The organism is Streptomyces sp. AK010 (assembly GCF_014207295.1).
Lineage (GTDB): Bacteria > Actinomycetota > Actinomycetes > Streptomycetales > Streptomycetaceae > Streptomyces > Streptomyces massasporeus.
The window spans coordinates 1-26,303 of sequence record NZ_JACHCX010000019.1; the positions used below are offsets into that span (position 1 = coordinate 1).

27 protein-coding genes and 3 pseudogenes are annotated in these 26,303 nt (G+C 68.7%); 21 read left to right on the forward strand and 9 right to left on the reverse strand.

Annotation, left to right across the window (positions count from 1 at the left end; translation table 11 throughout):
- Together HDC93_RS29530 and HDC93_RS29535 are read right to left on the reverse strand one after the other, a co-directional pair.
- A pseudogene (locus HDC93_RS29530) lies at window positions 1-335 on the reverse strand (hypothetical protein); the annotation flags it as partial.
- Between the two features lie 209 nt (window positions 336-544).
- On the reverse strand, window positions 545-1,312 hold the full coding sequence (locus HDC93_RS29535) for a FadR/GntR family transcriptional regulator (protein WP_185013900.1): 768 nt from the start codon (window positions 1,310-1,312) through the stop codon (window positions 545-547).
- Window positions 1,313-1,443: 131 nt separating this feature from the next.
- Between HDC93_RS29535 and HDC93_RS29540 the strand changes: the two genes are divergently transcribed.
- The 11 genes and pseudogenes from HDC93_RS29540 to HDC93_RS29590 all read left to right on the forward strand — a co-directional run bounded on the left by HDC93_RS29540 (window position 1,444) and on the right by HDC93_RS29590 (window position 11,210).
- Window positions 1,444-2,559, forward strand: a complete 1,116-nt coding sequence (locus HDC93_RS29540; protein WP_185013901.1) for an enolase C-terminal domain-like protein — start codon at window positions 1,444-1,446, stop codon at window positions 2,557-2,559.
- 93 nt (window positions 2,560-2,652) lie between these two features.
- A complete protein-coding gene (locus HDC93_RS29545; protein ID WP_185013902.1) occupies window positions 2,653-4,017 on the forward strand; it encodes an ABC transporter substrate-binding protein in 1,365 nt (454 codons plus the stop codon).
- A gap of 12 nt (window positions 4,018-4,029) precedes the next feature.
- Window positions 4,030-4,950, forward strand: a complete 921-nt coding sequence (locus HDC93_RS29550) for a carbohydrate ABC transporter permease (protein ID WP_185013903.1) — start codon at window positions 4,030-4,032, stop codon at window positions 4,948-4,950.
- A gap of 77 nt (window positions 4,951-5,027) precedes the next feature.
- Window positions 5,028-5,912: a carbohydrate ABC transporter permease gene (locus tag HDC93_RS29555; RefSeq protein WP_185013904.1), complete on the forward strand. Its 885-nt coding sequence runs from the start codon at window positions 5,028-5,030 to the stop codon at window positions 5,910-5,912.
- Window positions 5,913-6,076: 164 nt separating this feature from the next.
- Window positions 6,077-6,418: an L-rhamnose mutarotase gene (locus tag HDC93_RS29560; RefSeq protein ID WP_185013905.1), complete on the forward strand. Its 342-nt coding sequence runs from the start codon at window positions 6,077-6,079 to the stop codon at window positions 6,416-6,418.
- Between the two features lie 185 nt (window positions 6,419-6,603).
- Entirely contained in the window at window positions 6,604-7,362 is a 759-nt protein-coding gene (locus HDC93_RS29565) for an SDR family NAD(P)-dependent oxidoreductase (protein WP_185014030.1), read from the forward strand.
- The gene (locus tag HDC93_RS29570) at window positions 7,359-8,393 is read left to right on the forward strand and encodes an aldo/keto reductase (protein ID WP_185013906.1); all 1,035 of its coding nucleotides are present in this window, start codon (window positions 7,359-7,361) and stop codon (window positions 8,391-8,393) included. Before HDC93_RS29565 ends, HDC93_RS29570 begins: the two co-directional genes overlap by 4 nt.
- Complete coding sequence (locus tag HDC93_RS29575; protein WP_311774651.1) at window positions 8,390-9,301, forward strand: amidohydrolase family protein; 912 nt, start codon at window positions 8,390-8,392, stop codon at window positions 9,299-9,301. The genes HDC93_RS29570 and HDC93_RS29575 overlap by 4 nt, the downstream gene beginning before the upstream one ends.
- Window positions 9,292-10,027, forward strand: a pseudogene (locus HDC93_RS29580) ((Fe-S)-binding protein). Before HDC93_RS29575 ends, HDC93_RS29580 begins: the two are co-directional and overlap by 10 nt.
- Window positions 10,028-10,282: 255 nt before the next feature.
- Entirely contained in the window at window positions 10,283-10,480 is a 198-nt protein-coding gene (locus tag HDC93_RS29585) for a hypothetical protein (RefSeq protein ID WP_185013907.1), read from the forward strand.
- A 214-nt stretch (window positions 10,481-10,694) separates the two neighbouring features.
- Window positions 10,695-11,210: a MarR family winged helix-turn-helix transcriptional regulator gene (locus tag HDC93_RS29590; RefSeq protein ID WP_185013908.1), complete on the forward strand. Its 516-nt coding sequence runs from the start codon at window positions 10,695-10,697 to the stop codon at window positions 11,208-11,210.
- Between the two features lie 69 nt (window positions 11,211-11,279).
- Here the strand turns inward: HDC93_RS29590 and HDC93_RS29595 are convergent.
- The 4 genes and pseudogenes from HDC93_RS29595 to HDC93_RS29610 all read right to left on the reverse strand — a co-directional run bounded on the left by HDC93_RS29595 (window position 11,280) and on the right by HDC93_RS29610 (window position 13,329).
- Window positions 11,280-11,536 (reverse strand): annotated as a pseudogene (locus HDC93_RS29595) (hypothetical protein).
- 71 nt (window positions 11,537-11,607) lie between these two features.
- Entirely contained in the window at window positions 11,608-12,000 is a 393-nt protein-coding gene (locus HDC93_RS29600) for a nuclear transport factor 2 family protein (protein WP_185013909.1), read from the reverse strand.
- 38 nt (window positions 12,001-12,038) lie between these two features.
- Entirely contained in the window at window positions 12,039-12,821 is a 783-nt protein-coding gene (locus tag HDC93_RS29605) for an MBL fold metallo-hydrolase (RefSeq protein WP_185013910.1), read from the reverse strand.
- Window positions 12,822-12,948: 127 nt separating this feature from the next.
- A complete protein-coding gene (locus tag HDC93_RS29610) occupies window positions 12,949-13,329 on the reverse strand; it encodes a VOC family protein (RefSeq protein ID WP_185013911.1) in 381 nt (126 codons plus the stop codon).
- A gap of 292 nt (window positions 13,330-13,621) precedes the next feature.
- Between HDC93_RS29610 and HDC93_RS29615 the strand changes: the two genes are divergently transcribed.
- A complete protein-coding gene (locus HDC93_RS29615; protein WP_185013912.1) occupies window positions 13,622-14,503 on the forward strand; it encodes a radical SAM protein in 882 nt (293 codons plus the stop codon).
- Between the two features lie 23 nt (window positions 14,504-14,526).
- Here HDC93_RS29615 and HDC93_RS38850 read toward each other — a convergent pair whose 3' ends face one another.
- Entirely contained in the window at window positions 14,527-14,640 is a 114-nt protein-coding gene (locus HDC93_RS38850) for a winged helix-turn-helix transcriptional regulator (RefSeq protein ID WP_185014032.1), read from the reverse strand.
- A 1,026-nt stretch (window positions 14,641-15,666) separates the two neighbouring features.
- Here HDC93_RS38850 and HDC93_RS29625 point away from each other — a divergent pair.
- A complete protein-coding gene (locus HDC93_RS29625) occupies window positions 15,667-17,613 on the forward strand; it encodes an RICIN domain-containing protein (RefSeq protein ID WP_185013913.1) in 1,947 nt (648 codons plus the stop codon).
- Between the two features lie 136 nt (window positions 17,614-17,749).
- Here HDC93_RS29625 and HDC93_RS29630 read toward each other — a convergent pair whose 3' ends face one another.
- Window positions 17,750-18,430: a DJ-1/PfpI family protein gene (locus tag HDC93_RS29630; protein ID WP_185013914.1), complete on the reverse strand. Its 681-nt coding sequence runs from the start codon at window positions 18,428-18,430 to the stop codon at window positions 17,750-17,752.
- 672 nt (window positions 18,431-19,102) lie between these two features.
- Between HDC93_RS29630 and HDC93_RS29635 the strand changes: the two genes are divergently transcribed.
- Window positions 19,103-19,390, forward strand: coding sequence for a helix-turn-helix domain-containing protein (locus HDC93_RS29635; RefSeq protein ID WP_185013915.1), 288 nt, complete (start codon window positions 19,103-19,105; stop codon window positions 19,388-19,390).
- A gap of 239 nt (window positions 19,391-19,629) precedes the next feature.
- Here the strand turns inward: HDC93_RS29635 and HDC93_RS29640 are convergent, their stop codons facing one another.
- A complete protein-coding gene (locus HDC93_RS29640; protein WP_185013916.1) occupies window positions 19,630-20,025 on the reverse strand; it encodes a nuclear transport factor 2 family protein in 396 nt (131 codons plus the stop codon).
- A 593-nt stretch (window positions 20,026-20,618) separates the two neighbouring features.
- On the opposite strand from HDC93_RS29640, the gene HDC93_RS29645 reads away from it, so the two are divergent.
- Genes HDC93_RS29645 through HDC93_RS29675 form a run of 7 tightly spaced genes read left to right on the forward strand, consistent with a single transcriptional unit; the run spans window position 20,619 to window position 26,188 of the window.
- Window positions 20,619-21,161: an OsmC family protein gene (locus HDC93_RS29645; RefSeq protein WP_185013917.1), complete on the forward strand. Its 543-nt coding sequence runs from the start codon at window positions 20,619-20,621 to the stop codon at window positions 21,159-21,161.
- Between the two features lie 8 nt (window positions 21,162-21,169).
- Window positions 21,170-21,622 (forward strand): cyanase, encoded by a 453-nt coding sequence (cynS, locus tag HDC93_RS29650; protein ID WP_185013918.1) that lies wholly within the window; start codon window positions 21,170-21,172, stop codon window positions 21,620-21,622.
- A 53-nt stretch (window positions 21,623-21,675) separates the two neighbouring features.
- Window positions 21,676-22,770, forward strand: a complete 1,095-nt coding sequence (locus tag HDC93_RS29655; protein WP_221517316.1) for an acyl-CoA dehydrogenase family protein — start codon at window positions 21,676-21,678, stop codon at window positions 22,768-22,770.
- The gene (locus HDC93_RS29660) at window positions 22,767-23,435 is read left to right on the forward strand and encodes an RNA polymerase sigma factor (protein ID WP_185013919.1); all 669 of its coding nucleotides are present in this window, start codon (window positions 22,767-22,769) and stop codon (window positions 23,433-23,435) included. The genes HDC93_RS29655 and HDC93_RS29660 overlap by 4 nt, the downstream gene beginning before the upstream one ends.
- Window positions 23,432-24,247, forward strand: coding sequence for a flavin reductase (locus HDC93_RS29665; protein WP_185013920.1), 816 nt, complete (start codon window positions 23,432-23,434; stop codon window positions 24,245-24,247). Before HDC93_RS29660 ends, HDC93_RS29665 begins: the two co-directional genes overlap by 4 nt.
- The gene (locus tag HDC93_RS29670; protein ID WP_185013921.1) at window positions 24,244-25,008 is read left to right on the forward strand and encodes an ABC transporter ATP-binding protein; all 765 of its coding nucleotides are present in this window, start codon (window positions 24,244-24,246) and stop codon (window positions 25,006-25,008) included. The genes HDC93_RS29665 and HDC93_RS29670 overlap by 4 nt, the downstream gene beginning before the upstream one ends.
- Entirely contained in the window at window positions 25,001-26,188 is a 1,188-nt protein-coding gene (locus HDC93_RS29675; protein ID WP_185013922.1) for an ABC transporter substrate-binding protein, read from the forward strand. Before HDC93_RS29670 ends, HDC93_RS29675 begins: the two co-directional genes overlap by 8 nt.
- Window positions 26,189-26,303: the final 115 nt, after the last annotated feature.

Sequence of the window (26,303 nt, forward strand, 5' to 3'; positions counted from 1 at the left end):
TTCACCGTGTGGCCGCCTGTGCCGGAGTCCGCCGAGGTGAAGGTGAGCGGCGCGGAGAGCCGGTAGGTGCCGTCGGCGAGCTCGACGGTGATGTCACCTTTCATGGAGTTGTTGGTCGCCCGCACTTTGCTCTTGGCCTGGGTGACGGAGCACGGCCGGCTCGAGGAGCAGGCGGTGCCGGAGCCGCTCGGTGAGGCGTAGAACGTCGTGCCGACCGCGAAGGCGGGGCTGGCCTGGACGAGGACGGTGGCGGTCGAGGCGGTGAGGACGGCGGCTGTGGCCAGCCATGCTCTGAGACGGTCAGGAACCGCGGGACGTATACGGGTTGTTCGCATGTGACACCTTCCGGGAGGTTTAGGGGCCCGTGGTGCTCGTGGCGGGCAGGGGAGAGCCCAGAGGCAAGGGGGGGGAAGGGGTGATGGCGATGTAACATTAGACGTCATATGAATTTCGTCAATAGATCGCGCGCTGCCGACTCGGCCGGACCCGGACATGCGAACGCCCCCGGCTTGTCTGGCTCGGGGGCGAGTCGGTGGGAGTGCTCTCAGGAGGCGGGCGAGCCGACGTTCGGCGCGCGGCGGCGGCTCCAAGCGGTCGTGATGTGTGCCGCCATGGCTTGCGCGGCCCCCTCGGAGTCCCGGGCCAGCAGCCGCTCGGCGACCGCGCGGTGCTCCGCGTTGGCCTGCTCGCATGCGGTCGCGTCCGGTGTGCCGTTGTACAGGAACGTCGTGCGCGCCTGGGCGTGGAGGATCCGGATGATGGAACGCCCGAGCCTGTTGTGGGATGCCTGCATGATCCGGTCGTGGAAGGCCACATCGGTCTCGATGAAGCGCGCCGGGACGGCGGTCTCCTCATCGAGCCGGGCGAGCAGCCGCTCGATGGCTCGCAGGTCGTCGTCGGTGGCCAGCTCCGCGGCCTGGGCTGTCATCTGGGCTTCCAGCGTCGACCGGATGTCGACCAACTGGTCGAGGACGACGAGCTGGTCGTCATGCTGGACGGTCGCGGCGAGCACGGCGGGGTCGAGGAGGTTCCATTCCTCGGGTGGGGTGACGGTGGTGCCGTAGCCCTGCCGGGCCTGGACCAGCCCCTTGGCCTCCAGGGACTTGACTGCCTCGCGGATGGTGATTCGGCTGACGCCGAACGTCTCGCAGAGCTCGGGTTCCACCGGCAGGGTCGATCCTGGAGGAATGGCGCCCGACACGATCGTGTCGGTCAGGCTCTCCATGACGGCCTGCGCCAGTCGGGCCGGACGCTTGGGCCAGGGCTTGAGAACGGGAGGCTCCCCTGTTCTTCCGGTGCTGTCCTTGGCCATGCGGGCCCCCTTGCTGATGCGTGCCGATGGCGGCGAGTCTACTGCGCGGAACTTCTTGACAGCATTCGTATGACGACTTACGTTACACGAAAATTTCGCCTCAGTACTTCCCGCCACAAGGGGTGCAAGCCGTGCGCATTACCGAAGTCGAGTGCCATCCGGTCCGGGTGCCGGGAGTCAGTCCGCCCTTCGTCTGGCGGGACGGACTCCTGGGCAGCCCGTCGGAGGGCGAGGCCGCGGTGCTGCGCATCTGCACGGACGAAGGGGTCGAGGGGGTGGCGATGTCCCCCCGGCGTGGCAGCGGTGTCATCCTGGCGGATCTGCTGGACCGCGTACTGCGCAAGGAGCTGGTGGGGCACGATCCCCTGCAGCGGGAATGGCTCTGGCACCGCATGTGGGAGCTGGACCGCACGGAGGAGCTCCCGCTCTACCTGCTGGGGTTGGTCGACACCGCACTGTGGGACCTGGCCGGACGACTCGCCGACCGGCCCACCTGGCAGATGCTCGGCGGTTTCCGCACCTCGATACCCGCCTACGCCTCCACTGTCACCTACTCCTCGGTCGAGGAGTACCTGGACATCGCCGACCAGGCCCTGGAGCTCGGCTACCCCGCCATCAAGCTCCACGCCTGGGGTGACGCCCGCCGCGACGCCCGCCTGTCGGTGGCATTGCGCGAGCACGTGGGGGATGACGTCCCACTGATGTTCGACGGGTCGGCGGGCTTCGACCTCCCCGACGCGATCCATCTCGGGCACGCTCTCTCGGACGTCGGCTACCTCTGGTACGAGGAGCCGATGAGGGAGTTCAGTGTCACCGCGTACAAGCGCCTCGCCGACGCGGTGGCCGTTCCCCTCCTCGTGGCCGAGACCTCCGACGGGGCGCACATGAACTCGGCCGATTTCATCCAGGCGGGCGCCGCCACCTTCGGAGTCCGCGCCTCCACCCAACTGCGCGGCGGCTTCACCGGCGCGATGCGCACCGCCCACCTCGCCGACGCCTACCGGCTGCGCGCCGAGGTGCACGGGCCGGAGATCCCCAACCGGCACCTGTGCATGGCCATCTCGAACACCACCTACTACGAGTCGCTGGTCATGGGTAATCCCATCAGCCGCGAGAGCGGCATCGACGCCCACGGCCTCGTCCATGCCCCCACCGGTCCGGGCGTCGCCCTTCCGGCGGGTCTGGACTACCCTCCCGTCCTTCAGGGATTTGTCGACAAGGAGACCATCACCCCGCCCCGGGCCTGATGACCGGACCCCCAGGCCCGATGGCCTGTCTCGAACACCCCGAACGCGGCACCTCTCCCGCTGTGCGTCATTTCCCAAGATCTGAGGTCAGTCATGAACGACGACGTTCCGGTTTCCTCCCGCCGCCGGCTCAGGCACACGGCCGTCGCCGTCCTGGGCGCCGTCTCCCTGCTCGCGCTCGCCGCCTGCGGCAGCGCGGACCCCACACCCCCCGCGACTTCCTCCCCGGCGGCCTTCAAGCCCGTGGCTCAGCAGCAGGGCAGTGAGATCACGGTCTGGGCGGACGCCACCCGCGTTCCTGGCGTGCAGGCGTACCAGAAGGCGCACCCGAACGTGAAGATCAAGATCGTCACGTACAGCGGGGACGCCAACGGCGCCAACGATCTGCAGACCAAGGTCCAGCTGTTCGACCGGACCGGCAGCGGCTGGCCCGACGTCGCATTCAGCGCCAACGTCAACGACGGCACCTGGGCCTCCCAGGGCAAGACGCCCTACGCCGCCCCCGTCAACCGGGACATCATCCCGAAGACCACCCTCGACGGCTTCTCCGACGGCGCCCTGGACCCGTGCGTCTTCAACGGCAACACCTACTGCCTGCGCAACGACCTGGCCCAGAACGTGCTCTGGTACAACAAGTCCCTCATGGACAAGTTCGGGTACAAAGTCCCGACCACCTGGGAGGAGTACCAGGCACTCGGCGAGAAGGTAGCCGAGGAACACCCCGGTTACCTGGTCGGAACCGCCGGAGACGCCTGGACTCCTGAGGTGTACTTCTGGGCCAGCCAGTGCACCGCCAGCACCACGACCGGTGCCAAGCAGGTCACCGTGAACCTGCAAGACCCCAAGTGCACCCGGATGGCCAAGCTGCTCGACACCTTGATCGCCAAGGGCTCGGTCTCCAAGGACACCGTCTTCAGCGCAGGCTTCATCAAGAACCAGGCGAGCAAGGTTCTGATGCTCCCCGGCCCCTCCTGGTTCGGCCAGGTGCTCTTCAACTCCACCTTCAAGACCCCCAAGGGACAGATCGCCGCCGCCTCCCCGCTGAAGTTCGAGGGCGACGCCAAGAACTACACCGGCAACGTCGGCGGCGGACTGTGGTTCGTCTCCTCCCACAGCAAGAACCTCAAGGCGGCCGCCGACCTGGTCACCTGGATGACAACCTCCGACGCCTACCAGGGCACCGCGGGCACCTACCCCGCGTACAAGAAGGCCGCGGTCACCTGGCTCGCCAACCAGAAGAAGACCGGCTACTTCGCCGAGGACGTCAGCCCCGTCTTCAAGGAATCCGCGGAACTGATCTGGCCTGGCTGGTCCGCCACCCAGTACAGCCAGGAAGCCATCTACTCCTCCACGGTGGTCCCCGCCCTGAACTCCGGCAAGACCCTCACCGACACCCTGGACACCTGGCAGACGGCCATCACCAACAAGGCCAAGTCCCTCGGCTACACCGTCAACTAGCGAAGCGGACCGATGACCACCCACCTCGCAACGGAGCAAAGCGGCCGCCGCGGCGGCCGCTCGGCCCGCAATCCGGTCGGACGAGCCGGCTACGTCTTCGTCTCCGGCTACGTCCTCCTCCTGTTCGCCTTCGGCGTCCTGCCCACCTGTTACGCGGTGTGGCTGGCGCTGTCCAACTCCCGCAACCAGCTCGTCGGACTCGGCAACTTCACCCGGACGTTCACCGACTACCGCTTCGGACCGGCCTTCCTCCACATCGGCCTGTACCTGGTGGTCTGGCTGGCCAGCCTGATGATCCTGGTGGTGCTGCTCTCCCTGATGCTGCACGGCCGCATGCGCAGGGCCTCCACCAGCCTGCGGTTCCTGTTCTACCTGCCGGGAGCCCTCGCCGGAGTGGCGAGCGTACTGCTCTTCCTGATCCTCCTCGACCCGGCGGCCAGCCCCGTCGGCTGGCTGCTGAAGAGCTTCGGCTGGAACACCCTCGCCCAGGTCAACGCCCCCGGACACCTGCCGGTGCTTTTCACCGTCATCGCGTTCTGGACCGGGGCCGGCGGCTGGATCGTGGTGATGTACGGCGCGCTCAACAGCATCCCGGACGAGATCCTGGAGGCCGCTCGCATCGATGGCGCCAGCACGCTCCAGATCGCCCTTCGCATCCAGATCCCGATGATCACCAAGTGGATCGCGTACATGCTGATCCTGGCCTTCGCGGCCGGCACCCAGCTCTTCGTCGAGCCGCAACTGGTCTCCCTCGCCAGCTGGGGCATGATCCCCGACAGCTGGTCACCGAACCAGCTCTCCTACCAGTACGCCTTCCAGGCAGGCGACTTCAACGGCGCGGCGGCGCTCTCCGTCGACCTCCTCATCCTGGGCCTCGCCTGCGCGGCGCTCGTCGTCTTCCGTACCGGCCTGTTCGACAGGGTCGAAGGATGACCACAGCTCCCACGACCACAGCCCGCCGAACCCCGCCGCCCCGTACCGCCGGCGCCCACTCCAGCCCGAGGAAGCCCATGCGCCGGAAGCGCCGCCCAAGCTCACTGGCCGCCCGGCTGGCCTGGCTCATCGTCATGGGCCTGTCCGTGCTGTTCTTCTGCGTGCCGGTGGTGTGGCTCCTGCTGGCCCCGACCAAGACCGACGGCCAGATCGTGCGGGACAACCCGTTCTCCTTCGGCTCTCTCGGCGCGGTCGCCGACGCCTGGCAGCACCTCTATGCGTTCCAGGACGGCGCCATCCTCACCTGGCTGCTGAACTCGGCGCTCTACACGTTCGGCGCGCTGGCCGTGACCCTGGTGACGTCGATCCCCGCCGGGTACGCGCTGGCTCTCACCCAGTTCATCGGGCGACGGATGCTGCTGACCATCACCATGCTCGTGATGCTCATGCCGACGGCCGCGATGGTGCTGCCCCTGTACCTGGGGATGAACGCCGTGCACCTGGACGGCACGATCTGGTCGGTCATCCTGCCCTTCTCCTTCTTCCCGTTCGGGGTCTACCTCACCTACATCTACTTCTCCTCCAACGTCCCCTCCGACCTGCTGTCCGCCGCACGGATCGACGGCTGCTCGGAGTGGCAGGTCTTCCGTCTCATCGCGATGCCGCTGGCCAAGCCCGTGATCGCCCTGGTCGGCTTCTTCAACTTCGTCGGCAACTGGAACAACTTCTTCCTGCCGTTCGTGATGCTGCCCGACAGCTCCCAATATCCGGCGCAGGTGGGGCTGAACAACCTGCTCGCCGCCTCGCCTCTGTTCAACACCTCCAGCGGCACGGGCAACCAGATCATGCGACCCGAACTGGCCCTGGCCACGCTCGTGACCATCGTCCCCGTTCTGATCGTCTTCCTCTTCTCCCAACGCGCTCTCGTGTCCGGCATGCTCGCCGGCGCGACGAAGGAGTGAGGCGGCAGCCGCCCCCTCGGCGCCGCCGCCGTATTCAACCGGCGTTCCCTGACGTCGGCGTCGTGCCAAGCCCCACCCCGTGCAGACGGCCACGCCAGTGCGTCACCAGGCAGGCCCATGGCGGGCTGTCCGGCAACGCCGCCCACACTCACGGAAGGACCCCGATGAAACGCGTTGCCCAGACGATCCGCCTGCGGCCCGAGCACCGTGAGCGGTATCTGCGCCTGCACTCCGCGGTCTGGCCGGGCGTCGAGGCCGCGCTGCGAGCCTCGAACATCCGCAACTACAGCATCTTTCTGCGCGAGGACACGCTGTTCGGCTACTTCGAGTACCACGGCGACGACTTCGAGGCCGACATGGCCGCGATCGTCGCCGACGCGGCCAGCCAAGCCTGGTGGAAGCTCACCGGCCCCTGCCAGGAGCCCTGGGCAGATACCGGCACCGGGGGCAGTTGGTCGGACCTGACCGAGATCTGGCATCTGACCCCCTCGGCGACAGCCACCTGACAACACCCATGTCAAGGAGACGCCCAGTGAGACTTCTACGAGTCGGCGCGCCCGGCGAGGGGCGGCCCGCCGTCCGCACCGAGGAGGGCCGACTGCTGGATCTGTCCTCCGTAACCTCCGACATCGACGGCGCCTTCCCCGCCTCGGACGGTGTCGACCGGGCCCCCTTGAGCAAGTTGACCAGCATGAGCGGCCTGTCAGGGCTCAAGGCCGTCGTCACCGGCGGCGCATCCGGCATCGGGCTGGCCACGTCCCGGATGCTGGCCGGGCACGGCGCCACGGTGGCCGTCCTCGACCTCGCCCCCTCCGGCGCCCCCGAGCCGCTGATCTCCATCAAGGCCGACCTCAGCGACGACGCCTCGGTACGCGTCGCTGTGGAGACCGCTGCCGGACAGCTCGGTGGCCTGGACATCCTGGTCAACAACGCGGGCATCGGCGCCGTCGGTACCGTCGAGGACAACCCGGACGATGAGTGGCACCGCGTCCTCGACGTCAACGTCCTCGGAACGGTGCGCACCACCCGCGCCGCCCTGCCGTATCTACGGCGCTCGTCACACGCGGCGGTCGTCAACACATGCTCCATCGCGGCCACCGCGGGCCTCCCCCAGCGCGCTCTGTACTCCGCCGGCAAGGGTGCGGTGCTGTCGCTGACCCTGGCGATGGCCGCCGACCACGTCCGTGAGGGTATCCGCGTCAACTGTGTCAACCCCGGCACCGCCGACACCCCCTGGGTGACCCGGCTCCTGGACGCCGCAGACGACCCGAAGGCGGAACGCGCCGCCCTCGACGCACGCCAGCCCCTGAGCCGCCTGGTCACCGCGGACGAGGTGGCGGCGGCCGTGGTCTACCTGGCGAGCCCCGCCGCAGCCTCCGTCACCGGCATCGCCCTCGCCGTCGACGGTGGCATGCAGGGGCTCCGGCTGCGCCCGGCGGCCGGCGCATGAGAACGACCACGCTGGGCACCACCGAAGTCAGGGTCACCGAGCTGTCGTTCGGGGCCGCCGGCATCGGCAACCTCTTCCGCCCGGTCACCGACGAGGCCGCGTTCGCCGCGGTGGAGGCGGCCTGGGACGCGGGCGTACGCACCTTCGACACCGCCCCGCACTACGGACTCGGACTGTCCGAGCGACGCCTGGGTGCCGCGCTGCGCGACCGCGACCGCGACACGTACACCGTCTCCACCAAGGTCGGGCGGCTGCTCGAACCCAACCCGGAGGGTGGCCGCGGCGACGATCTCGCCCAGGGCTTCGCCGTGCCCGACACCCACCGGCGAGTCTGGGACTTCAGCCGCGACGGAGTCCTGCGCTCCCTGGAAGGGAGCCTGGACCGCCTCGGCCTGGACCGTGTGGACATCGCCCTGCTGCACGACCCGGACCACCACGCCGAGCAGTCCCTCGCCGAGGCATACCCGGCGCTGGAACGGCTGCGTGGCGAAGGCGTCGTCAAGGCGATCGGCATGGGAGTGAACCAGTGCGCGCTCCCCGCCCGCTTCCTGCGCGAGACCGACATCGACGTGGTGCTGCTCGCCGGCCGCTACACCCTGCTGGAGCAGGAGGGGCTTGCGGAGGTACTGCCGGAGGCCGCCGCCCGCGGCAGGAGAGTCATCGTCGGCGGGGTGTTCAACTCGGGTCTGCTCACCGACCCGAAGCCCGGGGCCATGTACGACTACGCGCCTGCCCCAGTAGACGTGCTGGACCGGGCGCTGCGCATGAAGGCGGTCACCGAACGCCACGGCGTACCGCTGCGCGCGGCCGCTCTGCGCTTCCCGTTCGGCCATCCGGCGGTCGCGAGCGTACTGTCCGGAGCTCGTTCCGCCGAGGAGGTCCGCGACACAGTGGATCAGCTGCGGCGAACGATGCCGGCCGCGGTCTGGGACGGACTGCGCACCGAGGGGCTGCTGCCCCCGCACGTCCCCGTCCCTGCCGCCCCACCGGTCGAAGAGACCGATCGACCGAAGGAGGAGTCGTGGGGGTGACCGCCACGGAGGCGAACAACGCTGAGGGCGTCATCGACGCACACCACCACGTGTGGGACCTCTCCCTCCGCGACCAGGACTGGATCACCGGACAGGAACTCGCCCCGCTGCGCCGCGACTTCACGCTCGCCGACCTGGAGCCGGAGACCCGGGCCGCCGGCGTCACCGCGACGGTCCTGGTCCAGACGATCGATGTACCGGAGGAAACGCCCGAGTTCCTGGCCTTGGCCCAGGACAGCGACCTGGTGGCCGGCGTCGTGGGCTGGACCGACCTGACCTCCCCGGATGTCGCCCGCGCGCTCGCGGCGCTGCGGGAGGGGCCGGGTGGCGAGCACCTGGTGGGCATCCGCCACCAGGTGCAGGGCGAATCCGATCCTCGCTGGCTGGTGCGGCCGGACGTGCTGCGTGGGCTCGCCGCAGTGGCCGAGGCAGGGCTCGTGTACGACCTGGTTGTCAGGCCCCACCAGCTCGCGGCCGCCCATGAGACCGCCCGACTGCTTCCCAGCCTCACCTTCGTACTCGATCACGCGGGCAAGCCCCCCATCGCCTCGGGCGAACTGCGGCCGTGGGCGGACGCGGTGCGCCTGCTGGCCTCGCTGCCCAACACCGTCTGCAAACTCTCCGGCATGGTGACCGAGGCCGACTGGGGCCAGTGGAGCGTCGAGGACCTCCGGCCGTACGCGGACACAGTGCTGGATGCTTTCGGACCGCGCCGGCTGATGTTCGGCTCCGACTGGCCCGTCTGCCGGCTGGCCGCCACCTACGCCGAAGTCGTCGCCGCCGCACAGGAGTTGACGGCAGCACTCCATCCTGCCGAACGCCGAGAGGTCTTCGCCGGAACCGCCCTGCGGACCTACGGACTGACCGTCACCGGCTCCCCGGTTCCTCAGGAAGCACCATGCGCGTAGCTCTCTTCATACCTGTTTCAACGACATGATGTTTCCCCGCACCGGCCGCGCGGTGGCCGAACTACTGGAACGGCTCGGCCACACCGTGGAGTTCCCGCAGGGCCAGACCTGCTGCGGTCAGATGCACTTCAACACCGGCTACCGCCCCGAGACCCTGCCCATGGTGCGCCGTTTCGCGGAGGTCTTCGCGGGTTACGACGCCGTGGTCACCCCTTCCGGCTCTTGCCGGGCATGGTGCGCGACCATCGGGTGGTGGCCGCCCAGTTGGGGGACCCCGCGCTCACCGAGGCGGTCGAGCGGGTGGTGCCGACGGTGTACGAGCTGTCGGAACTCCTCGTCGACGTCCTCGGCGTCACCGATGTCGGCGCGTACTTCCCACATAGGGTCACCTACCACCCGACCTGCCACTCGCTGCGCATGCTGCGCGTCGGCGACCGGCCGCTCAGGCTGCTGCGCGTGGTGAAGGGCATCGACCTGGTCGAACTGCCCGCCGCCGAGTCCTGCTGTGGCTTCGGCGGCACCTTCGCGCTCAAGAACGCGGACGTGTCCAACGCCATGCCGACCGACAAGACACGCCATGTCCTGGGTACCGGCGCCGAGTACCTGTGCGCGGGCGACAACTCCTGCCTGACGCACATCGGCGGCGGTCTGTCCCGGCTGCGTACCGGCGTCGGGACGATGCACCTGGCCGAGATCCTGGCCTCCACGGAAGGGGACGTACGGTGAGCGGCGCCGACAACGTCGTATGGCTGGGCACCCCGGCCTTTCCCGAGGCGGCGCGCGCCGCGCTCGGCGACACCCGGCTGCGCGCGAACCTGCGCCGGGCCACCGGCACCATCTCGGCGACGACCGCCAGCCGCCTGTCCCGGCAAGCGCCGCACCCTGCGTCACCTCGACCACCATCTCCTGCGGCTGGAAGAAAAGAACGACTTCTATGAGAAGGTCCGCGCCCGCGGGCAGACACCGGATAACGAGAAGCGGTTGCGCCAGCAGGTCCGGCGGCTCAAGAAGTTGCGGGCCGCGGACGCCGCAGAGCTCGCCCAGCTCAAGGCCGACGTCGAGGCGCTGGTCGGCGCCCTGCACCAGGCCACGATGAAAAACAGTTATCTGCGCCGACAGCTCTCCGACTGCGGTGCCACGGTCCGCACGCTGCCGAAGCAGGCCCCGCTCGGCAGGTAGCAGGTGTGTGGGGTGTCGCATCCGCCTGGACGCCCTGCCCGGGCCGGCGGCGCCCGCGCTGACCCTGCCCTTCTGGTTGCGGGCATGCCTTCGGCGGGCCGTAGAACTCCTCAGAGTCGATCCGCTGCACTCAACGACGTCGGTGCCGCTCGATGGACCACTGCAATGACCTACAATTAAACATCCACGGAAGATAATTCTTCGGAAGATGAGTATGGCTGACGCTGACCTGAAGCTGCTGTACCGGGAGCTGGTCTCGCTGGAGATCGAGCTGTGGAATGGCATCGAAGGGCGGTTGCGGGCCGAGTATGACCTGCCGCTGACCTCCTTCGAAGTACTGCACCTGCTGCTGCGGCGGCCCGGGCCGCGGATCCAGGACATCGCGGAGGAGTTCTCGATCACGGTGGGCGGCACGAGCAAGGTGGTCGACCGACTGGAGGTGGCGGGCCTGTGTGAGCGGCGGGCCAATCCGAACGACCGCCGTTCCTCGATCGTCGAGCTGACGTCCAAGGGGCGGAAGCTCGTGGACGACGCGCTGAAGGTCTTCGAGGACGAACTAGAGCTGCGTATCGGGTCGGTCATTCCCGGGAAGTCCGTGCGCGAGGTGACGGGGGTCCTCAGCACACTGCGGGCGGCCGGACGCGCCCTGGATGCGGAGCGGAAGGCCGCCGGGCAAACACCGGTGCCGGGTATGCGGGCGCCGAAGCAGCCTGGCCGGTCGGCATCGTGAGCTACCACGCCTCCGCAAGGCCCGTGGGCTGATGGGCCGGGGCCGGGCGCCGACCCATCAGCCCACGGGTCAGTCGGCGATGCCGTCAAAGGCGATGACTTTGTCGATGTGGCCGCGGACAAGGAGGTTGCCGGGGCCGCCATTGCGAGCGGCGTACTCCTCGGCGCGGTCGTCACCCATGTAACGGGCACCGAGGAGACCACCCCAGCGCAGCATGTCCTCGGGGTCCTCGGAGAGCTGCCGTCGGCGCGGACGGTCGACAACTTGCCGGTGCGAGTGCCATGCGTGACGAACGCCCGCCACTGCTGCCCGGTCATCTTCCGCATGTGGGTGCCTTTCGCGTTCGTGCGGATCGGCTCGTGTGTCCGAGGCCGAGTCGGCCTCGGACACCCGGGGCTCAGCCCCAGAAGGCGTCTTCGGCGGCCGGGTCGCCGGAGAAGAGCCACATCTCGGTGATCTTGCCGCCTGCGATGCGCAGGAGGTCGACGCCGTCCATGCTCATCGACGCGCCGTCGTGGCGGCCGCTGAAGTGGATGGTGGCGGCGACCAGGTCGTCGTTGGCCATGAGCGTGTGGATCTTGTCGATGGCGAAGGTGCCCCGGCTGGTTTCCATCATGCTGCCGAGCATCTGGAAGACGGCGTCGCGGCCCTTGTGCTCGCCGGAGAACTGGTTGGCGCCGGGCTGGTGCCAGACGATCGCCTCGTCGAGGAGTTCGCCGAGGGTGGCCATGTCTCCCGTCCGCACGGCCTGGAAGTAGGTGCGGGCGATGTCGATGTTCGCGCTGGTCATGGTGCTTGCTCCACGGGTGCCTTGTGCGGGGGTGGTGGCTATCGGGCGAAGTCGAGACGGTCGGCCAGTCCGGCATCGGTGAACGCGGCCTCGATCTCGTGGCGGCCTTCCTTGAAGTGGGCCCAGCTGTCGAAGTGGGCGGGGACGACCCGGTGGGCGCCGAGCATCTTCGCGGCCTCGGCGCCCTGAGCGCTGTCGAGGGTGAGCAGGGCGTTGTCGAAGGCGAAGGCCATGCGGGCACCGCCGAGGAAGAGGACCGCGGTGTCCACCGGGGCGAACTTCTCGGCGATCTCCCTGACGTGCTCCAGGGCGGCGTTGTCGCCACTGACATAGACCGAGGGCAGGTCGTCGGAGGTGAGCATGAAGCCGACGACGTCGCCGGAAATCGGTTCGCAGCCGACTGGGCCGTGCCGGGCGGGCAGACCGGTGACTGTGACGGTGCCGCCGTCGGGCCGCTTGAGCTCAGCGCTCTGCCAGACGCCCAGCCCCTGCGCGTTGCCGCCCAGACGACCGGCACCGCTGACCGTGGTGAAGACGACCGGCACCTCGGGCAGAAGGGCGCGGCCGGCGTTGTCGAGGTTGTCGTCGTGCTCATCATGGGAGAGCAGAACGGCGTCGACGCGGCCCAGCTCGGCGGCGGTGACAGGTGACGGCTCGGTCTTGACGAGCTTGCGGTCGCCGGGGAGGGGCATGAGGTACTCACCCGGCGGGTCGAAGGTCGGGTCGGTGACGAACCTGAGCCCGCCGTACTCGATCAGGGTGGTCGGACCGCCGTAGACGCGGACGGGGATCGTTTCGCTGGTGGCGCTGGCGCCGGACATCGGGACCTCCCGGTCGGGGAACAGTGAAGACGCGGCCCTGCGGGTGGCTCCGGCAGGGCGGAAGGAGACGGGCCGCTGGCCCCGCTACACGGCGCGGCGCGTGCCGTGCGGCGACCTGCAGATCCGGTCACGGGGCGGGTACGGAGAACACGCCGAAGTGATTTCCTGCCGTGTCCTGCAGCCGGGCGAAGGTGAAGCCCGCGGAGTCGGAGGCGGGCTCCATGAGCACCTTGGCACCCAGTTCGCCGGCGCGCTTGACGGTCGCGGCGACGTCCTGGACGAGGACGTGGAAGATCGCGTAGTTGGGGAACTTGCCCTCCGACTCCCACACGCCGCCCGTCGGCTGCTGGGCGCCCGGCGTCATCACCGAGTGATAGGTCACGCCCGGGGTGTTGGTGTTGAGGACGTACCTCCAGTCGAACAGCTCGCCGTAGAACTCCTTGACCTTCTCAGGCTGGTCGGTGCCGAACTCGAACCAGGCGACCGAATTGAGGGCGGGAACGGTCATCACACTCACTCCTTACAGCCCCATACGGGGATAAAGATCACCGTCTGGGACGGATTGAACCCGGACGGCTGCTATCCGGCGGGACGCCTCCAGACCGACCTGCCAGGCAAGCAGCCAGGGGCCCTGGATCAACTGCCGCCCAGCAAACCATTTAGATTCCACGGAATCAACTTCCAGAGATTATTGTTCCGTGTGATGCGGGTCTGCCGGCGCCCAGCCTCCTGGCCCCGCAGACAGCAGAGGGAACCAGGCCGCCCTATTGGGGGCGGCCGATAGCCGAGAGGAACCCGTCATGGAACCCGTCGAGATCGAGGCGAAGACCCTGATCCAGAAGTCGAACACCCCGTCGAACGACTACGTCATCAACCCCTACACCGGCTGCGTGCTGGGCTGCGCGTACTGCTTCGCGTCCTTCGCGGGACGGCAGTTCGGCCGGTCGGTCAAGGAGTGGGGCGACTACCTGTACGTGAAGAAGAACGCCGTCGAACTGGCCCACAAGGAGCTGGCCAAGATGCCTGAGCACAAGCGCCACGGCACGATGCTGCTCAGCTCGGTCACCGACCCCTACCAGGGCCACGAGACGAAGTACCGGCTCACCCGCGGCGTCCTGCGCGAGCTGAGAACGGTCGAGTATCCGGGTCTGGTCCGCATCCTGACCAAGTCGCCGGTCGTCATCCGCGACATCGATCTGCTCGCCAGCCTGCCCCGGGCGGAGGTCGGCATGACCGTGACCACTGCTGACGACAAGGTCAGTCGCTGGCTGGAGGTGCGTGCCCCGCTCGCCTCCCGCCGCCTGCGCACTCTCGCGGAACTGCGCGAGGCCGGCATCCCCACCTTCGCCTTCGTCGGCCCGCTCCTGCCCCACTTCGCCACCCAGCCCGAACTCCTCGACCACCTCTTCGGGCAGCTCGTCGAAGCCGGCATCACCGAGGTGTTCATGGAACACATCAATCTCAAGCGGTACATCCGCGAGCGCATGGACCAGGTCCTCGCCGGCGAACCCGACGAGGTACGCGAGGCATACGTACAGGCCCGCACCAAGGAACACCGCGAACGGCTCGACGCAATCGTGGCGGACCTCCTCGCCAAGCATGGGCTGCGGCTGCGCTTCGACGAGGTCGTCCACCACGACGACAACGACGCCTTGCAGCAGAGACTGACGGACTCTGCGTGAGCGCGTCGCGTCGAGCGGGAGGGTCAGGCGATGGCGTCGGGCTCGGGGACCGCCTGAGCCCAGGCGCCCATGGCGTCCAGGACGTCACGCAGCCCCTCACCCAGAGGGGTGAGCTGGTATTCGACGCGTGGGGGGATCTCCGCAACGCTGGTAAGGGGACTTGCAGCACGCCGCCCGGGACCCGGCGCGCCGCGAGTTCGTCACCCAGGAGCAGGACCCCCGCGGGGATGCGTCATCACCCTGCCCGGGCCCGCTGCTGCCCGATACCGGCGGCTACCGCGTCGTCACGGACGGGCGGCGCGTGGCGGCGGTCCTGGTGTTGCTCGCGTCTGTCCCGTCTGGAGGTGCGTTCGCAAGGACCCCCGCCACCCTATTCACCCGACCTATCGGACCTCTCACATCCAGCGTCTCGACGGCTTAATCCTGAGACCTCAGTGCGCCACCAGCTGTTATCACGGGGTTTCTGTCGATCCTCTAGACAGACCTTGCACTGAAGCCCCTTAATAGATCCGATGTCACTCCGGCGAAACACACGCCGTGCGGGTGGCCTCTCTCCTGCTCGCCGTCTGAGGGTGATCAGCCCGGTTGTCGAGCCGCAGCACCGTGTGTTGTCCCGCAAAGAGTTAGGAGCGCACGTTGTCAGAGCCGGTCAGCCACCGAAGAAAAGCTCGCCGGCATGGCGGTCCGCCGAGGGCGGGCTTCGCCCTCCGTCCGTGCCTTCTCCATGCAGGAGCTCCTGATGCCCGGCGCGCCGTAATACTCGTGCCGGCTGCCTTCCTGAGTGTGGTCCCACTACTCATCAACGGATTGCGCGCCCAGGCCGCTCCGTCACCGTGACCAACGCATCCCGGTTTCACCTACACCGCCGACGGCGACCCCACCTGGCCAGGTAGCTTCCGGCCTGCCCGCGAGCGGTACCACGTCCCGCGACGCGCCCCTCTTGCCTCTCAGCGCCGAGGCGATTACGCCTCCCAAGACAGCCCGGTCGCCAACCTCGGGCGGTCACCTTCCACTTGGCACCTGCCCAGCCGGCAGGTGCCAGCGGAGCACCGTTTCACAGCCACTTTGACAATCCGTGCGTGCCCCGGCACCCAGGCCGACGTCGACTGCCACCTGGCACGTCGTCAATCGCGATCAATGCCATCGATCCTCAGGAGTGGGCCATGTCCTCATCAAGAATGAATCGCCGTACGTTTCTCGGCGCCGCGGGTGCGGCAACCGCCGCGACCGCCCTGCCGATCGTCCCCGGCTTCTCCGGCCTTCTGTCGCAGGCGGCCGCCGCAGACACACAGACCAACCTGAGCAAGATGGTCGACATGCGGTTCGGCATGTTCAACCACTTCAGCCTGGGCACGTTCACGAACCAGGAGTGGGCCGAACCCAACCAGAGCCCCACCCTTTTCGCTCCCCCGAGCGTCAACTGCGCGCAGTGGGCCGACGCGGCGGTTGCCGCGAAGATGAGTTACGGCATCCTGACCACCAAGCACCATGACGGCTTCGCCCTGTGGCCGAGCGCGTATGGCACCCAGAATGTCGCGAACAGCTCCTACAAGCAGGACGTGGTGCGGGCGTACTGCGACGCCTTCCGGGCGAAGGGGCTGAAGGTCGGGTTCTACTACTCGATCTGGGACCGCACCTTCGGTGTCGAGGCATGGGAGAGCCAGCACAAAGTGACCGGGCTCGAAATCACCGATGCCATCCAGCCCGGCGACATGACCTTCATCCTCGGTCAGATCACCGAGTTGCTCACCAACTACGGCACCATCGACATGTTCATGACCGATGGTTACGCATGGCAGATGGGCCAGCAGGCCGTCTCCTACCAGAGGATCCGTTCGCTGGTGAAGCAACTGCAGCCGGACTGCGTCATGATCGACATCGGCGGACTGACCGAGCCCTTCCTCAGCGACGCGATCTTCTTCGAGGAGCCGCTGGGCATCACGGCGCCGGCTGGCAACACCTACGCCGGAATGCAGGGACAGACCATCAGCAACGGATGGTTCTGGCACCCCTCCACCCCGACCGAAAGCCTCATGAGCAAGTCGGCGATCCTCTCCCACCTCACCGACCTGGAACCCAAGTACACCTCCTTCATACTCAACTGCCCGCCCAACCGCGACGGCCTGCTGGACACCAACATCGTCAACCGGCTCGCCGAGGTCGGCGCGGCATGGAGCCCCGACACCTCCAGGCCGCCGCTGCCCACCCAGCTGCTGCGCGCCGAGCACCCCCTCACACCGGTCAACGCGTATGCGACCGCCTTCCACACCGGCGAGGGACCGCTCCACGCCATCGACGGACTCAGCGACGTCCGTTACGAGACCTGCTGGTCGACATGGAGCCTGTCGCTGCCGCAGTCCATCACCATCGACCTGGGCGGTGTGTGGAGCAACGTCTCCACCCTGGAGTACCTGCCCAAGCAGTGGAACCGCACCAACTCCACCGACGGCGACATCACCTCCTACACCATCTCCACCAGCACCGACGGGGTCACCTTCGCCCAGGTCGCCACCGGCACCTGGGCCGGCAACCACAAGACCAAGCTGGTCGAGTGGCCCGCCCGGAACGTGGGCTTCGTACGGATCCAGGTCAACGCGGCCACCGGCGGCTACGCCAACATCGGCGGCGTCAGGATCGGCGGCCGGACGGCCAAGCCTGCGCTGGTGTCCAGCACGCTGCCCGGCGACGGCACCGTCTACCGGCTGGTCGCCCGACACAGCGGCAAGGTCGCCGACGTGGAGGGCGCGCGCACCGCCAACGGCACCAACGTCCTGCAGTGGCCGTGGCTCAACCGGGCGAACCAGAAGTGGACCTTCACCAGCACCGGCGACGGCTACTACAAGATCAAGGGTGTGGGCAGCGGCAAGCTCCTGCAGGTCGCGGGTCTCTCTCGCGCGGACGGCGGCAACGTCGGCATCTGGTCAGACGCCGGCGCCCCCCAGCAGCACTGGGCCGTCACGCCCACCGGTGACGGAAACTACTTCCTCATCAACCGCTACAGCGGGCTCTCCCTCGGCGTCGACGAGGGCAGCACCTCTGACGGAGCCAACATCGAGCAGCAGCCGTACGCGTCACAGACACGGCAGCAATGGCAGATCATCCCGTCCTGACCTGCCCTCTTGCTGCAAACCGGGGTGCGCCTCTTCGGCACTGCCCACTTCGTTCGGGGTCAGCCCTCCGACCGCGCACCGCCGGTTCGCCGACTGGGTCCAGCGTCGCCGGGAGTGATCAACCCTTCAAGCTGCGCTACGAGTTGCGCCAGACCGTGCCGCGGCGCTCGTACTCCAATACGGTCTCGACCTGGTTGGCGAACTTCGCGCCGAGGAACCGCTCGACCAGCCAGACCGCGCCGTCCAGGCCGGAGGTGATGCCACCGCACGTGACGAGGTCGCCGTCATCGACCACGCGCGCGTTGACCACCTTCGCGCCCTGTGCGGCGAGTGCGGCCTTGCTGTCCGAGTGGGTGGTGGCCGGCCTGCCGCGCGTGAATCCGGCCGCCGACAAGGCCATCACGCCCGTGCAGACCCCGACCATGATCGCTTCGACGTCGGCGAGGCGCCGGATGAACGCCTTGTCCGCGAGCAGCCGGTGCATGCCCGATCCTGGCTGGTCGTGCCGCATGCCGCCAGGCACGATCAGCACATCGGCGTCCTGCGGTGACCAGCCGCGCGGTACCTCGATCCGCAGACCCCTCGACGCGGTGACCATGGTCGGCTTGTCGGTCGACACAAGTGTCGTCCGGATGGCGCCGCCCATGGTGGCGGCGATGGACAGCACGTCGTAAGGCGCGATGGAATCCAGTTCCTCCACACCCTCGTAGAGCAGAATCTGGACACGCAACGGCGACGCCGCCGAGGCGAGGGGCGCACCCGTCGCCACCAGCCCGGTCGACAACGCGGACGCCTGCAGGAAAGTACGGCGTTCCATGGATTACCTCCCAGTGAGAACTCTCTGCTGACTGGTCGGCTCGGCCCCACCGGTAGTTCCCGGCGCTGTTGTGGAGGGTTTGCCTGCGTCGTGCCCGCGACGGCATTGCGGACGATCCTGGAACGGCCACACCCTCGTAAACCGCGCCTACATGCGCCTCATCGGCGTGGAGACGCCAGCTGATCTGCCACGTCACGCCGGCGATGTCGTCGGCGAACATGCCGGCGACCGCGGCGAAGTCGTTGGCGGACACCGCGTCGACGTAGCGGTTGGCGACGGCGAGCGTGGTGGTGGGCTCCGCGATCGGTTCTCCTCAGCCGAGCTCAGTCGAGTACTGCCTCCTGGGGCCCTACACTCACCATCGGTAACCAGCCACCGGTAAACAGTCGCCTTCACGTAACCAATGAGGGGATGTCACGCATGCCAGAGCTTCCGGCCTTCGACGTCATGACGGCGACCTGCCCGTCCCGCACCTCACTCGCTCGCGTCGCCAATAAGGGGTCCTTTCACTATGAGCGTCCGATCAGGGCGCGTGGTCTGGTGCCGTGCGTCGCAAGGCGCCGGGAAGCCCTCGTAGCGGAGCTACTAGGGCTTTTCGGCAACGCGGCGAGGTGCGGTGCCAGACCGCGCGACCCGGACGGGCATAGTGAAAGGACCCCTAAGTGGACGGCCATGGTGGTCATCGCCCTCAGTGCCGACCGCATGCGCTTCCGCGACCTGCGCGCCACCGTCGACGGCATCAGCTCCAAGGTCCTCACCGAGACCCTCCGAGACCTGGAACGGGACGGAATCGTCACCCGGCACGTGTACGCCGAGGTACCGCCCAGGGTCGAATACGAGTTGACCGCACTGGGTCGCACCCTGCACGCCCCGATTCATGCATTGGGCAGTTGGGCCGAGGAGCACATCTCCGAAGTACTCGCGGCCCGCGAGAGCTACGACGCCCGCCAGTGTCCGTGACCGGTCACCAGAGGTGAGCATTCGGCGTCAGGAGGACCTCGCCTCGGCACTGGATGTCCGCCGCGCTCACCGGCGAGCAGAACGTCGTGAAGGTGGACCCGACGGTGCGGGCGGCGCCCTGAACTCGCGCCCGGAGTCGAGGGATCCTGCCGTCGGTCGCCTGGTAACCCACGCAACAAGCCGTCCGGCACGGTACCGCAGGTGCCGGACGGCTTCCGTCTGGGAAGGATGCGGGCGGCCTACTGTCCCCAGAAGGCGTCCTCGGCCGCCTGGTCGCCGGAGAACAGCCACATCTCGACGATCTTGCCGTCCTTGAGGCGCAGGACATCCACGCCGTCCATGCTCATGGAGGCGTCCTCGCGCCGCCCGGCGAAGTGGATGGAGGCGGCCACCATGTCGCCGTTGCCCATCAGGGCGTGGACCGTGTCGATGGCGAAGGAGCCCTGGCTTGCCTCCATCATCCCGCCGAGCATCGCGAAGACGGCGTCGCGCCCCTTGTGCTCACCGGAGAACCGGTTGGCGCCCGGCTGGTGCCAGACGATCCCCTCGTCCAGAAGCTCGCCCACCTTGGGAAAGTCACCCGTCCGCACGGCCTGGAAGTACTCACTCGCGATGTCGACGTTCTTGCTGGTCATGACAACACTCCTTATGCCCCTGACATAGAGGCAGTACGACTTGCTGTTACAGGTTGGATGCGAGGCGCGACATACGCGACTCGGGATGGATCGATGACGCCCGGCCAGGTTTCGGCAGACCCGCTCTCAGGCATTGCCCCAGAACTCGTCCTCGCCCTGCTGGCCGGCCGAGAAGAGCCACACCTCCGCGATGCGCTCGCCCTCGATCCGCAGCAGGTCGACGCCGTTCATTCCCATCACTACGCCGTCCCGCTTGGCCAAGAAGTGGACCGCGAATGGACCCCATGGCCGGCCCCTCTCCTTCGGTGAGTTCGTCCTGCTGCACCGCCATACTCACCGTCGGTAACCAGGCACTTCAACGTAACCAATGGACTGGCGTGACGCAGGTCACACATCGCCTCGGTGTTGCCCGGGGGTTACGCGGCCCCGGCGTTCACGGCCCTGCTGTTAGCGGGATGTAAATACCCCCTCTCGGACGGCGTTTTCCGGCCGCCGGGTGTCACGGTTGGCGCCTCCACCGGAACTCACCTCGTGAAAGCCGCTGCCGGCAGCCGCCGGCAGGTGGCGGAACGCGAAGAGAGGGATCCGAAGCCATGACTCAGACCGTGCCGACCAGTGTCCTTGAGAGCATCGACGCCGACGGCCTGGAAGCACTCGCCAGCAGCGCCAAGGCGGATCCGAGCACCGGCCGGAAGACGCTCAAGGCCGTGACCACCTGTGAGGGCGGCTTCCGCAACCTCACCCAGATCCGCACCCTGGAGCCGGTGCTGGTCTCGGAGCCCTGCCACCTGCTCGGTGACGACGCCGCGCCCAACCCCTCGGAGATGGCGCTCGCGGCCCTCGGCTCCTGCATCTCCGTCGGCCTGCTCGCCAACGCTACCCAGCGCGGCGTCACCCTGAGCAAGATCGAGATCGCCATGGAGGGCGACATCGACATCTCCGCTGTCTGGGGCGTCGGCGACACCCCGGAGGGCAAGGTCCTGGGCTTCACCGCCGTGCGCTGCTCCGTCACGCTGGCCGGCGACGCCGACGACGAGGTCCTCGGCGAGATCAAGGACAGCGCGATGACGTGGTCGCCGGTGGTCAACACGTTCGCGAACAACGTCGAGATCTCCTCGACCCTGACCATCGGCTGAGGCCCGCCATGAACACTCCGATCCTGCCCAAGTCCGAGGCCGCGGCCCTGGTGGCCGCCGCCCGGATCCGCCGGGGCCTGACCTGGTCGGCGATCGCCGCCAAGATCGACAAGCCCGTCGTGTGGGCGACGGCGGCGCTGCTGGGCCAGCACCCCATGACCGCCGAGGACGCGGCGGCCGTCGCCGCTCTGCTCGGGCTCGGGGACGACGTCGTCGAGTCGCTGCAACTCCAGCCCGCGCGCGGCATCGACCCGGAGCTGATGAAGGACCCGACGGTCTACCGCTTCTTCGAGGCCCTGTCGGTCTACGGCCCGGCCCTGAAGGAGCTCATCCACGAGGAGTTCGGCGACGGAATCATGTCGGCGATCAACTTCAAGGTCGACATCCGGCGTCGCGCCCACCCCGACGGCGACCGGGTGGTGGTGACGTTCGACGGCAAGTTCCTCGACTACCGCTGGTAGCGCCGAGGCAGAGCCGGCGTACCGGACCGCTCCCCCGACCATCTGGAGGACAGATGACCACCGTGCACGCATCCCCCGTCGGCAGCGTCGCCGACCTCGACCAAGTGGCCTTCGAGGCCCTCCTGGCCCGCGTCCGTGAGGGAGCCGACCGGCTGGACGCCGACGAGGCCGGCCAGGCCCGGCAGGTGCTGACCTGGCTGGCCAAGACCGGTGCCACGGACCTGGGTGCTCCCGGCAACGCCAGCGGCGGGCTCCCGGGCATGGCCGAGGTGATCAGCGCACTGGCCGCCCGCTGCGTGAGCTCCGCGTTCACGACGTGGGCGCACCGGATGTGCCTGGAGTACCTGCTCATGTCCGGTACGCCGTACGCCCTCGCCCAAGCAGAACGGCTCCGCGCCGGCACCGTGCCCGGCGTGACCGGGATGGCTTCGGCCTTCCGGGAGCTGGCGGGCTGCGGATCGCTGGAGATCACAGCGACCGCCACCGAGGACGGCTACGAGCTGTCGGGGCCGATCCGCTGGGCGTCCAACCTGTACGACGACGCGGTGCTGGTCTCCGCGGCCCGCACCGACGCCGGCGACCGGATCGTCGTCGCCCTACCGCTCGACAGCGAGGGCATCAGCGTCGGCCGTCCGTTCCCGCTGCTCGCCCTGGGCAGCACCGCGTCGTCCTACCTCAACCTGAAGGACGTAAAGGTGCCGCACGAGCAGGTGCTGACACGGGACTTCGAAGGCTTCCTCACCGCTGTGCGGGGCACCTTCCTCACCCTGCAGACCGCACTGTGCGTCGGCCTGGCGGGCACCTGCCTCGACAACGCCAGGGCCAGCCTGACCGGGGTGAACACGGTGTTCGCCGGGGATGTCGACCGGGCCACCGGGCGCCTGTCCGTCGCGCGTACCGCGATGCGTGACGTCGCGCGTCGCGTCGGATCCGGCAACCCCGCCACCCGCATGGAGATGCTGTCCATGCGGCTCGCGGCGGCCGAGGTCGCCACGGAGGCGGCGACCCTGGAGGCGAAGACCGCCGGCGGGCGCGGCTATGCCCGCACCTCCGGCGCCTCGCGGCGCTTCCGGGAGTCGTTCTTCATCCCGGTGCAGTCCCCCTCCGAGGCCCAGCTGAAGTGGGAGCTCGCCCAGTGCCGGCCATGAGCACCGAGGCGGAACGGGGCCAAGTGCCCCAGGAGGACGCACGGTCGTACTGTCCGGAGGCGGCGGTGCTCAAGGGCGGGGACCGCGACGCAGTCGCGGCACTCATCTCCGCGCACTACCCGGCGATGCTGCGCTTCGCCGACTCGCTGATCCCCGTCGACCGGACCCTGGCCGAGGACGTCGTCCAGGAAACCTGGATCGCCGTTCTCAACCGGGTCGACACCTTCGAGGGGCGGTCACGGTTTCGCACCTGGCTGTTCGGAGTGCTGCGCAACAAGGCGCTCAAGCTCGCCGAACGCGAACTGCGCCGTGCCCAGCGGGAGAGCTCCGGATTCGAGGAGACGGACCTGTTCGTGGAGCGCATGCACCCTGAGGGCCATCCGAAGGCCCACCACTGGTCCGTACCGCCGACCAGCCGCTTCCTGCCCGAGGAGTCGGCGATGTTCACCGAGCTGATGGGCGTGGTCTCCGACGCACTGGCCGGGCTGCCGCGCAACCAGCGCCTGGTCGTGCTGCTGCGCGACGTCGAGGGGCTGTCGGCGGCCGAGACCCGCGAACTGCTCGACCTCGACGACACCAACCAGCGTGCGCTCCTCCACCGCGGCCGCGTGAAGCTCCGCGGCGCGCTGGAGGGCTACCAGGACAAGAAGGGAATCCGGCCGTGACGACCGTACTCGACTGCCGCGAGTTCGTCGGCATGGTCGACGACCTGCTCGACGCCGACGAGGAGACCTGGCAGGCCGAGGTGGTGCAGCACCTGAAGGACTGCCCGCCCTGCGAGGTCTACCTGGAACAACTCCAGGACGTACGCCGCCTCCTGCGCGGCATGGACACCGAGACGCTGCCGAACGATGACCCGCGGGTCAGGGAACTGCTCGACAAAATCGACTCCCGGCCGCGCTTCACACTCGTCGACGAGGACGCGGTGGGGCACTGGCAGCCCGAGGAAGTCATCGAGCCGCAGGCGCTCAAGGCCGTGGCCGGCGCCTTCCCCAGCGGAGTCACCGTGATCACCACGGCTCCGGCCGGTAAGCCGGTCGGGATGACGGTGAGCTCGTTCACCAGCGTCTCCCTCGACCCGCCGCTGATCCTGGTGTGCGTCGCGCGGACGGCGAGCTGTCTGCCGGCGTTCCGCGTCGGTTCCCCGATGGGCGTGAACGTGCTGTCCCGCGGCCAGGCGCACGTGGCCAAGACGTTCGCCTCCCCGGTGGAGGACCGCTTCGCCGTCGTGGAGCACCGGACCGGGCCCCACGGAGTCCCCCTCATCGAGGAGACCGCCGCCTGGCTGTCCACCCACATCGTGCGGATCTACGACGGCGGTGACCACGTCATCCTCCTCGCCCGAGTGCACGCCCTGCACCGGTCGGCCCGCACCCCGCTGCTCTACCAGGCGGGCGCCCTGCACGACTGGACGCCGACCGTGGTACCGCCGTCGACCGGTGACCGGCGGGCGGGCCGGAAGGACGGCACGCCATGACGCCGAGACTCCGCACCGGCCAGCTGGTGGCGCAACTGATCGATGTGTCCGTGCGCCGCGGCGACAAGCGGGTGCTCGACGGCATCTCCCTGTCCATCAACTGCGGCCGGGTGCTGGCGCTGCTCGGCCAGTCGGGTGCCGGCAAGTCCACGCTGCTGCACGTCCTCACGGGCGACCTGGCGCCGAGCGAAGGCGAGATCGACTCCGGCGGGCACGACCTCAAGAAGGGCACCGCCCACCAGGCGCCGCTGCTGTTCCCCTGGCTGACGGTGCGTGAGAGCGCCGGACTCGGCCAGACGTACGCCGCCAACAAGGACGTCCCCCCGGAACTCGTCGACGAGTTGCTGGAGCTCCTGGGGCTGACCGCCGTGGCGGACAGCTACGCCGAGGAGATCTCCGGTGGCCAGGCCCAACGGGTCGCGCTCGCCAGGGCGTTGGCGATCGCACCGGACGTGCTGTTGCTCGACGAGCCGTTCTCCGCGCTCGATCCGCTCACCCGCGCCGAGTTGCAGAGCTGGCTGCGCCGGCAGGTGACGGAGCGGGGCTGGACCACGGTCATGGTCACCCACGACATCGACGAGGCGCTCGTGCTCGCCGACGAGATCGTGCTGCTGGGCGCCGACGGCCGTATCGCGGACCGCTGGATCAACCAGCCCGAGTCGCAGGACGGCCCGCCGGGCAGCTCCGCCCGCCGGGCGGAGCTGCGCGCAGAGATCCAGGCGGCCTACCACACCGCGGCGAAGGAGCCGGACCATGTCTGAGAGCCCACGGTCCTCCCGCCCGTACTCGCGCCGGGGCGCACTGCGGCTCGGCGGCCGGGTGCTGACCGGGGCCACGCTGGCCGGACTGGCCGGTACGGGCGCGGTCCGCTCCGTCGCCCCCTCCGCCTCGACCCACGGCGGCCTCCTGGACCGGCCGCTGCGCATCGGATACCTGCCCATCACCGACGCCAGTGCTCTCCTCGTCGCGTACGAGCGCGGCCTGCTGGCCGACGCCGGCGTCGATGCCGATCGCCCCGTGCTGTTCCGTTCCTGGGACAGCCTGGCCCAGGCGCTGACGACCGGTCAGGTAGATGTCGTCCACATGCTGATGCCGATGGCGCTGCAGCTGCGGATCGCGAAGAAGGCGCCGATCAAGGTGGTCGCCTGGGGGCACACCAACGGATCCGCGCTCACCGTCGCGCCGCGGATCACCGACGTCGCTCAGCTGGCCGGTGCGAAAGTGGCGATTCCGTTCTGGTGGTCGGTGCACAACGTCCTGCTCCAGCGGATGCTCGAAGCCGCCGGTCTGAAGGCGGTCACCGGCACGGCGTCCGCCGCGGCCGGAACCGTCGAGTTGCTGGTGATGTCGCCGGCCGACATGGTGCCCGCGCTGCGGGCCGGGTCGATCTCGGGCTTCGTCGTCGCCGACCCGTTCTCCGCGCTGGCCGAGGCGAGCGGGGCCGGCCACGTGCTCCGCTTCCTCGGCGACGTGTGGAAGGACCACGCCTGCTGCGCGGTCACGGTCCGCGAGGACCTCGCCACCGGGCACCCCGAGGCCGCGACCGCGCTGGTCGCCTCCGTCGCCCGGGCCCAGCAGTGGCTCTCCGCGCACCGCACACGCGGCGCGCGAGAGCTGGGGCCGACCGGCTACCTCCCGCAGCCGGTCAAGGCGATCGACAAGGTCTTCAACCGCACCGCCGCCGCGTACCGCGACGTGCTGCGGCACCCGGCATGGCAGGGTCAGCGGCTCGGCTTCTCCGCCTTCCCGGCGGCCAGTTACACCGCCTCGCTCGTGGAGCTGATGGGCAGAACGACGGTCGACGGCGACACCTCGTTCCTGTCCGGCCTGACCGGTGCCGCCGCGCACCGGGAGCTCGTCGACGACCGTTTCGTCACCCGGGCCCTGAGCGCCGCCGGTATCCCGCTGGTTCGTAACCGCAAGGAGCTGATCGAACCATGACCTCGCTCGTCACTGAGGAAACTGAGCAAGACGTCAGCGCCGGTACCGGGCCCCCGAGCCCGCGCAGCGGCCGTGACCGTCGTTCCCCTGCCCGTGCGGGCACTGCCGCGGACAC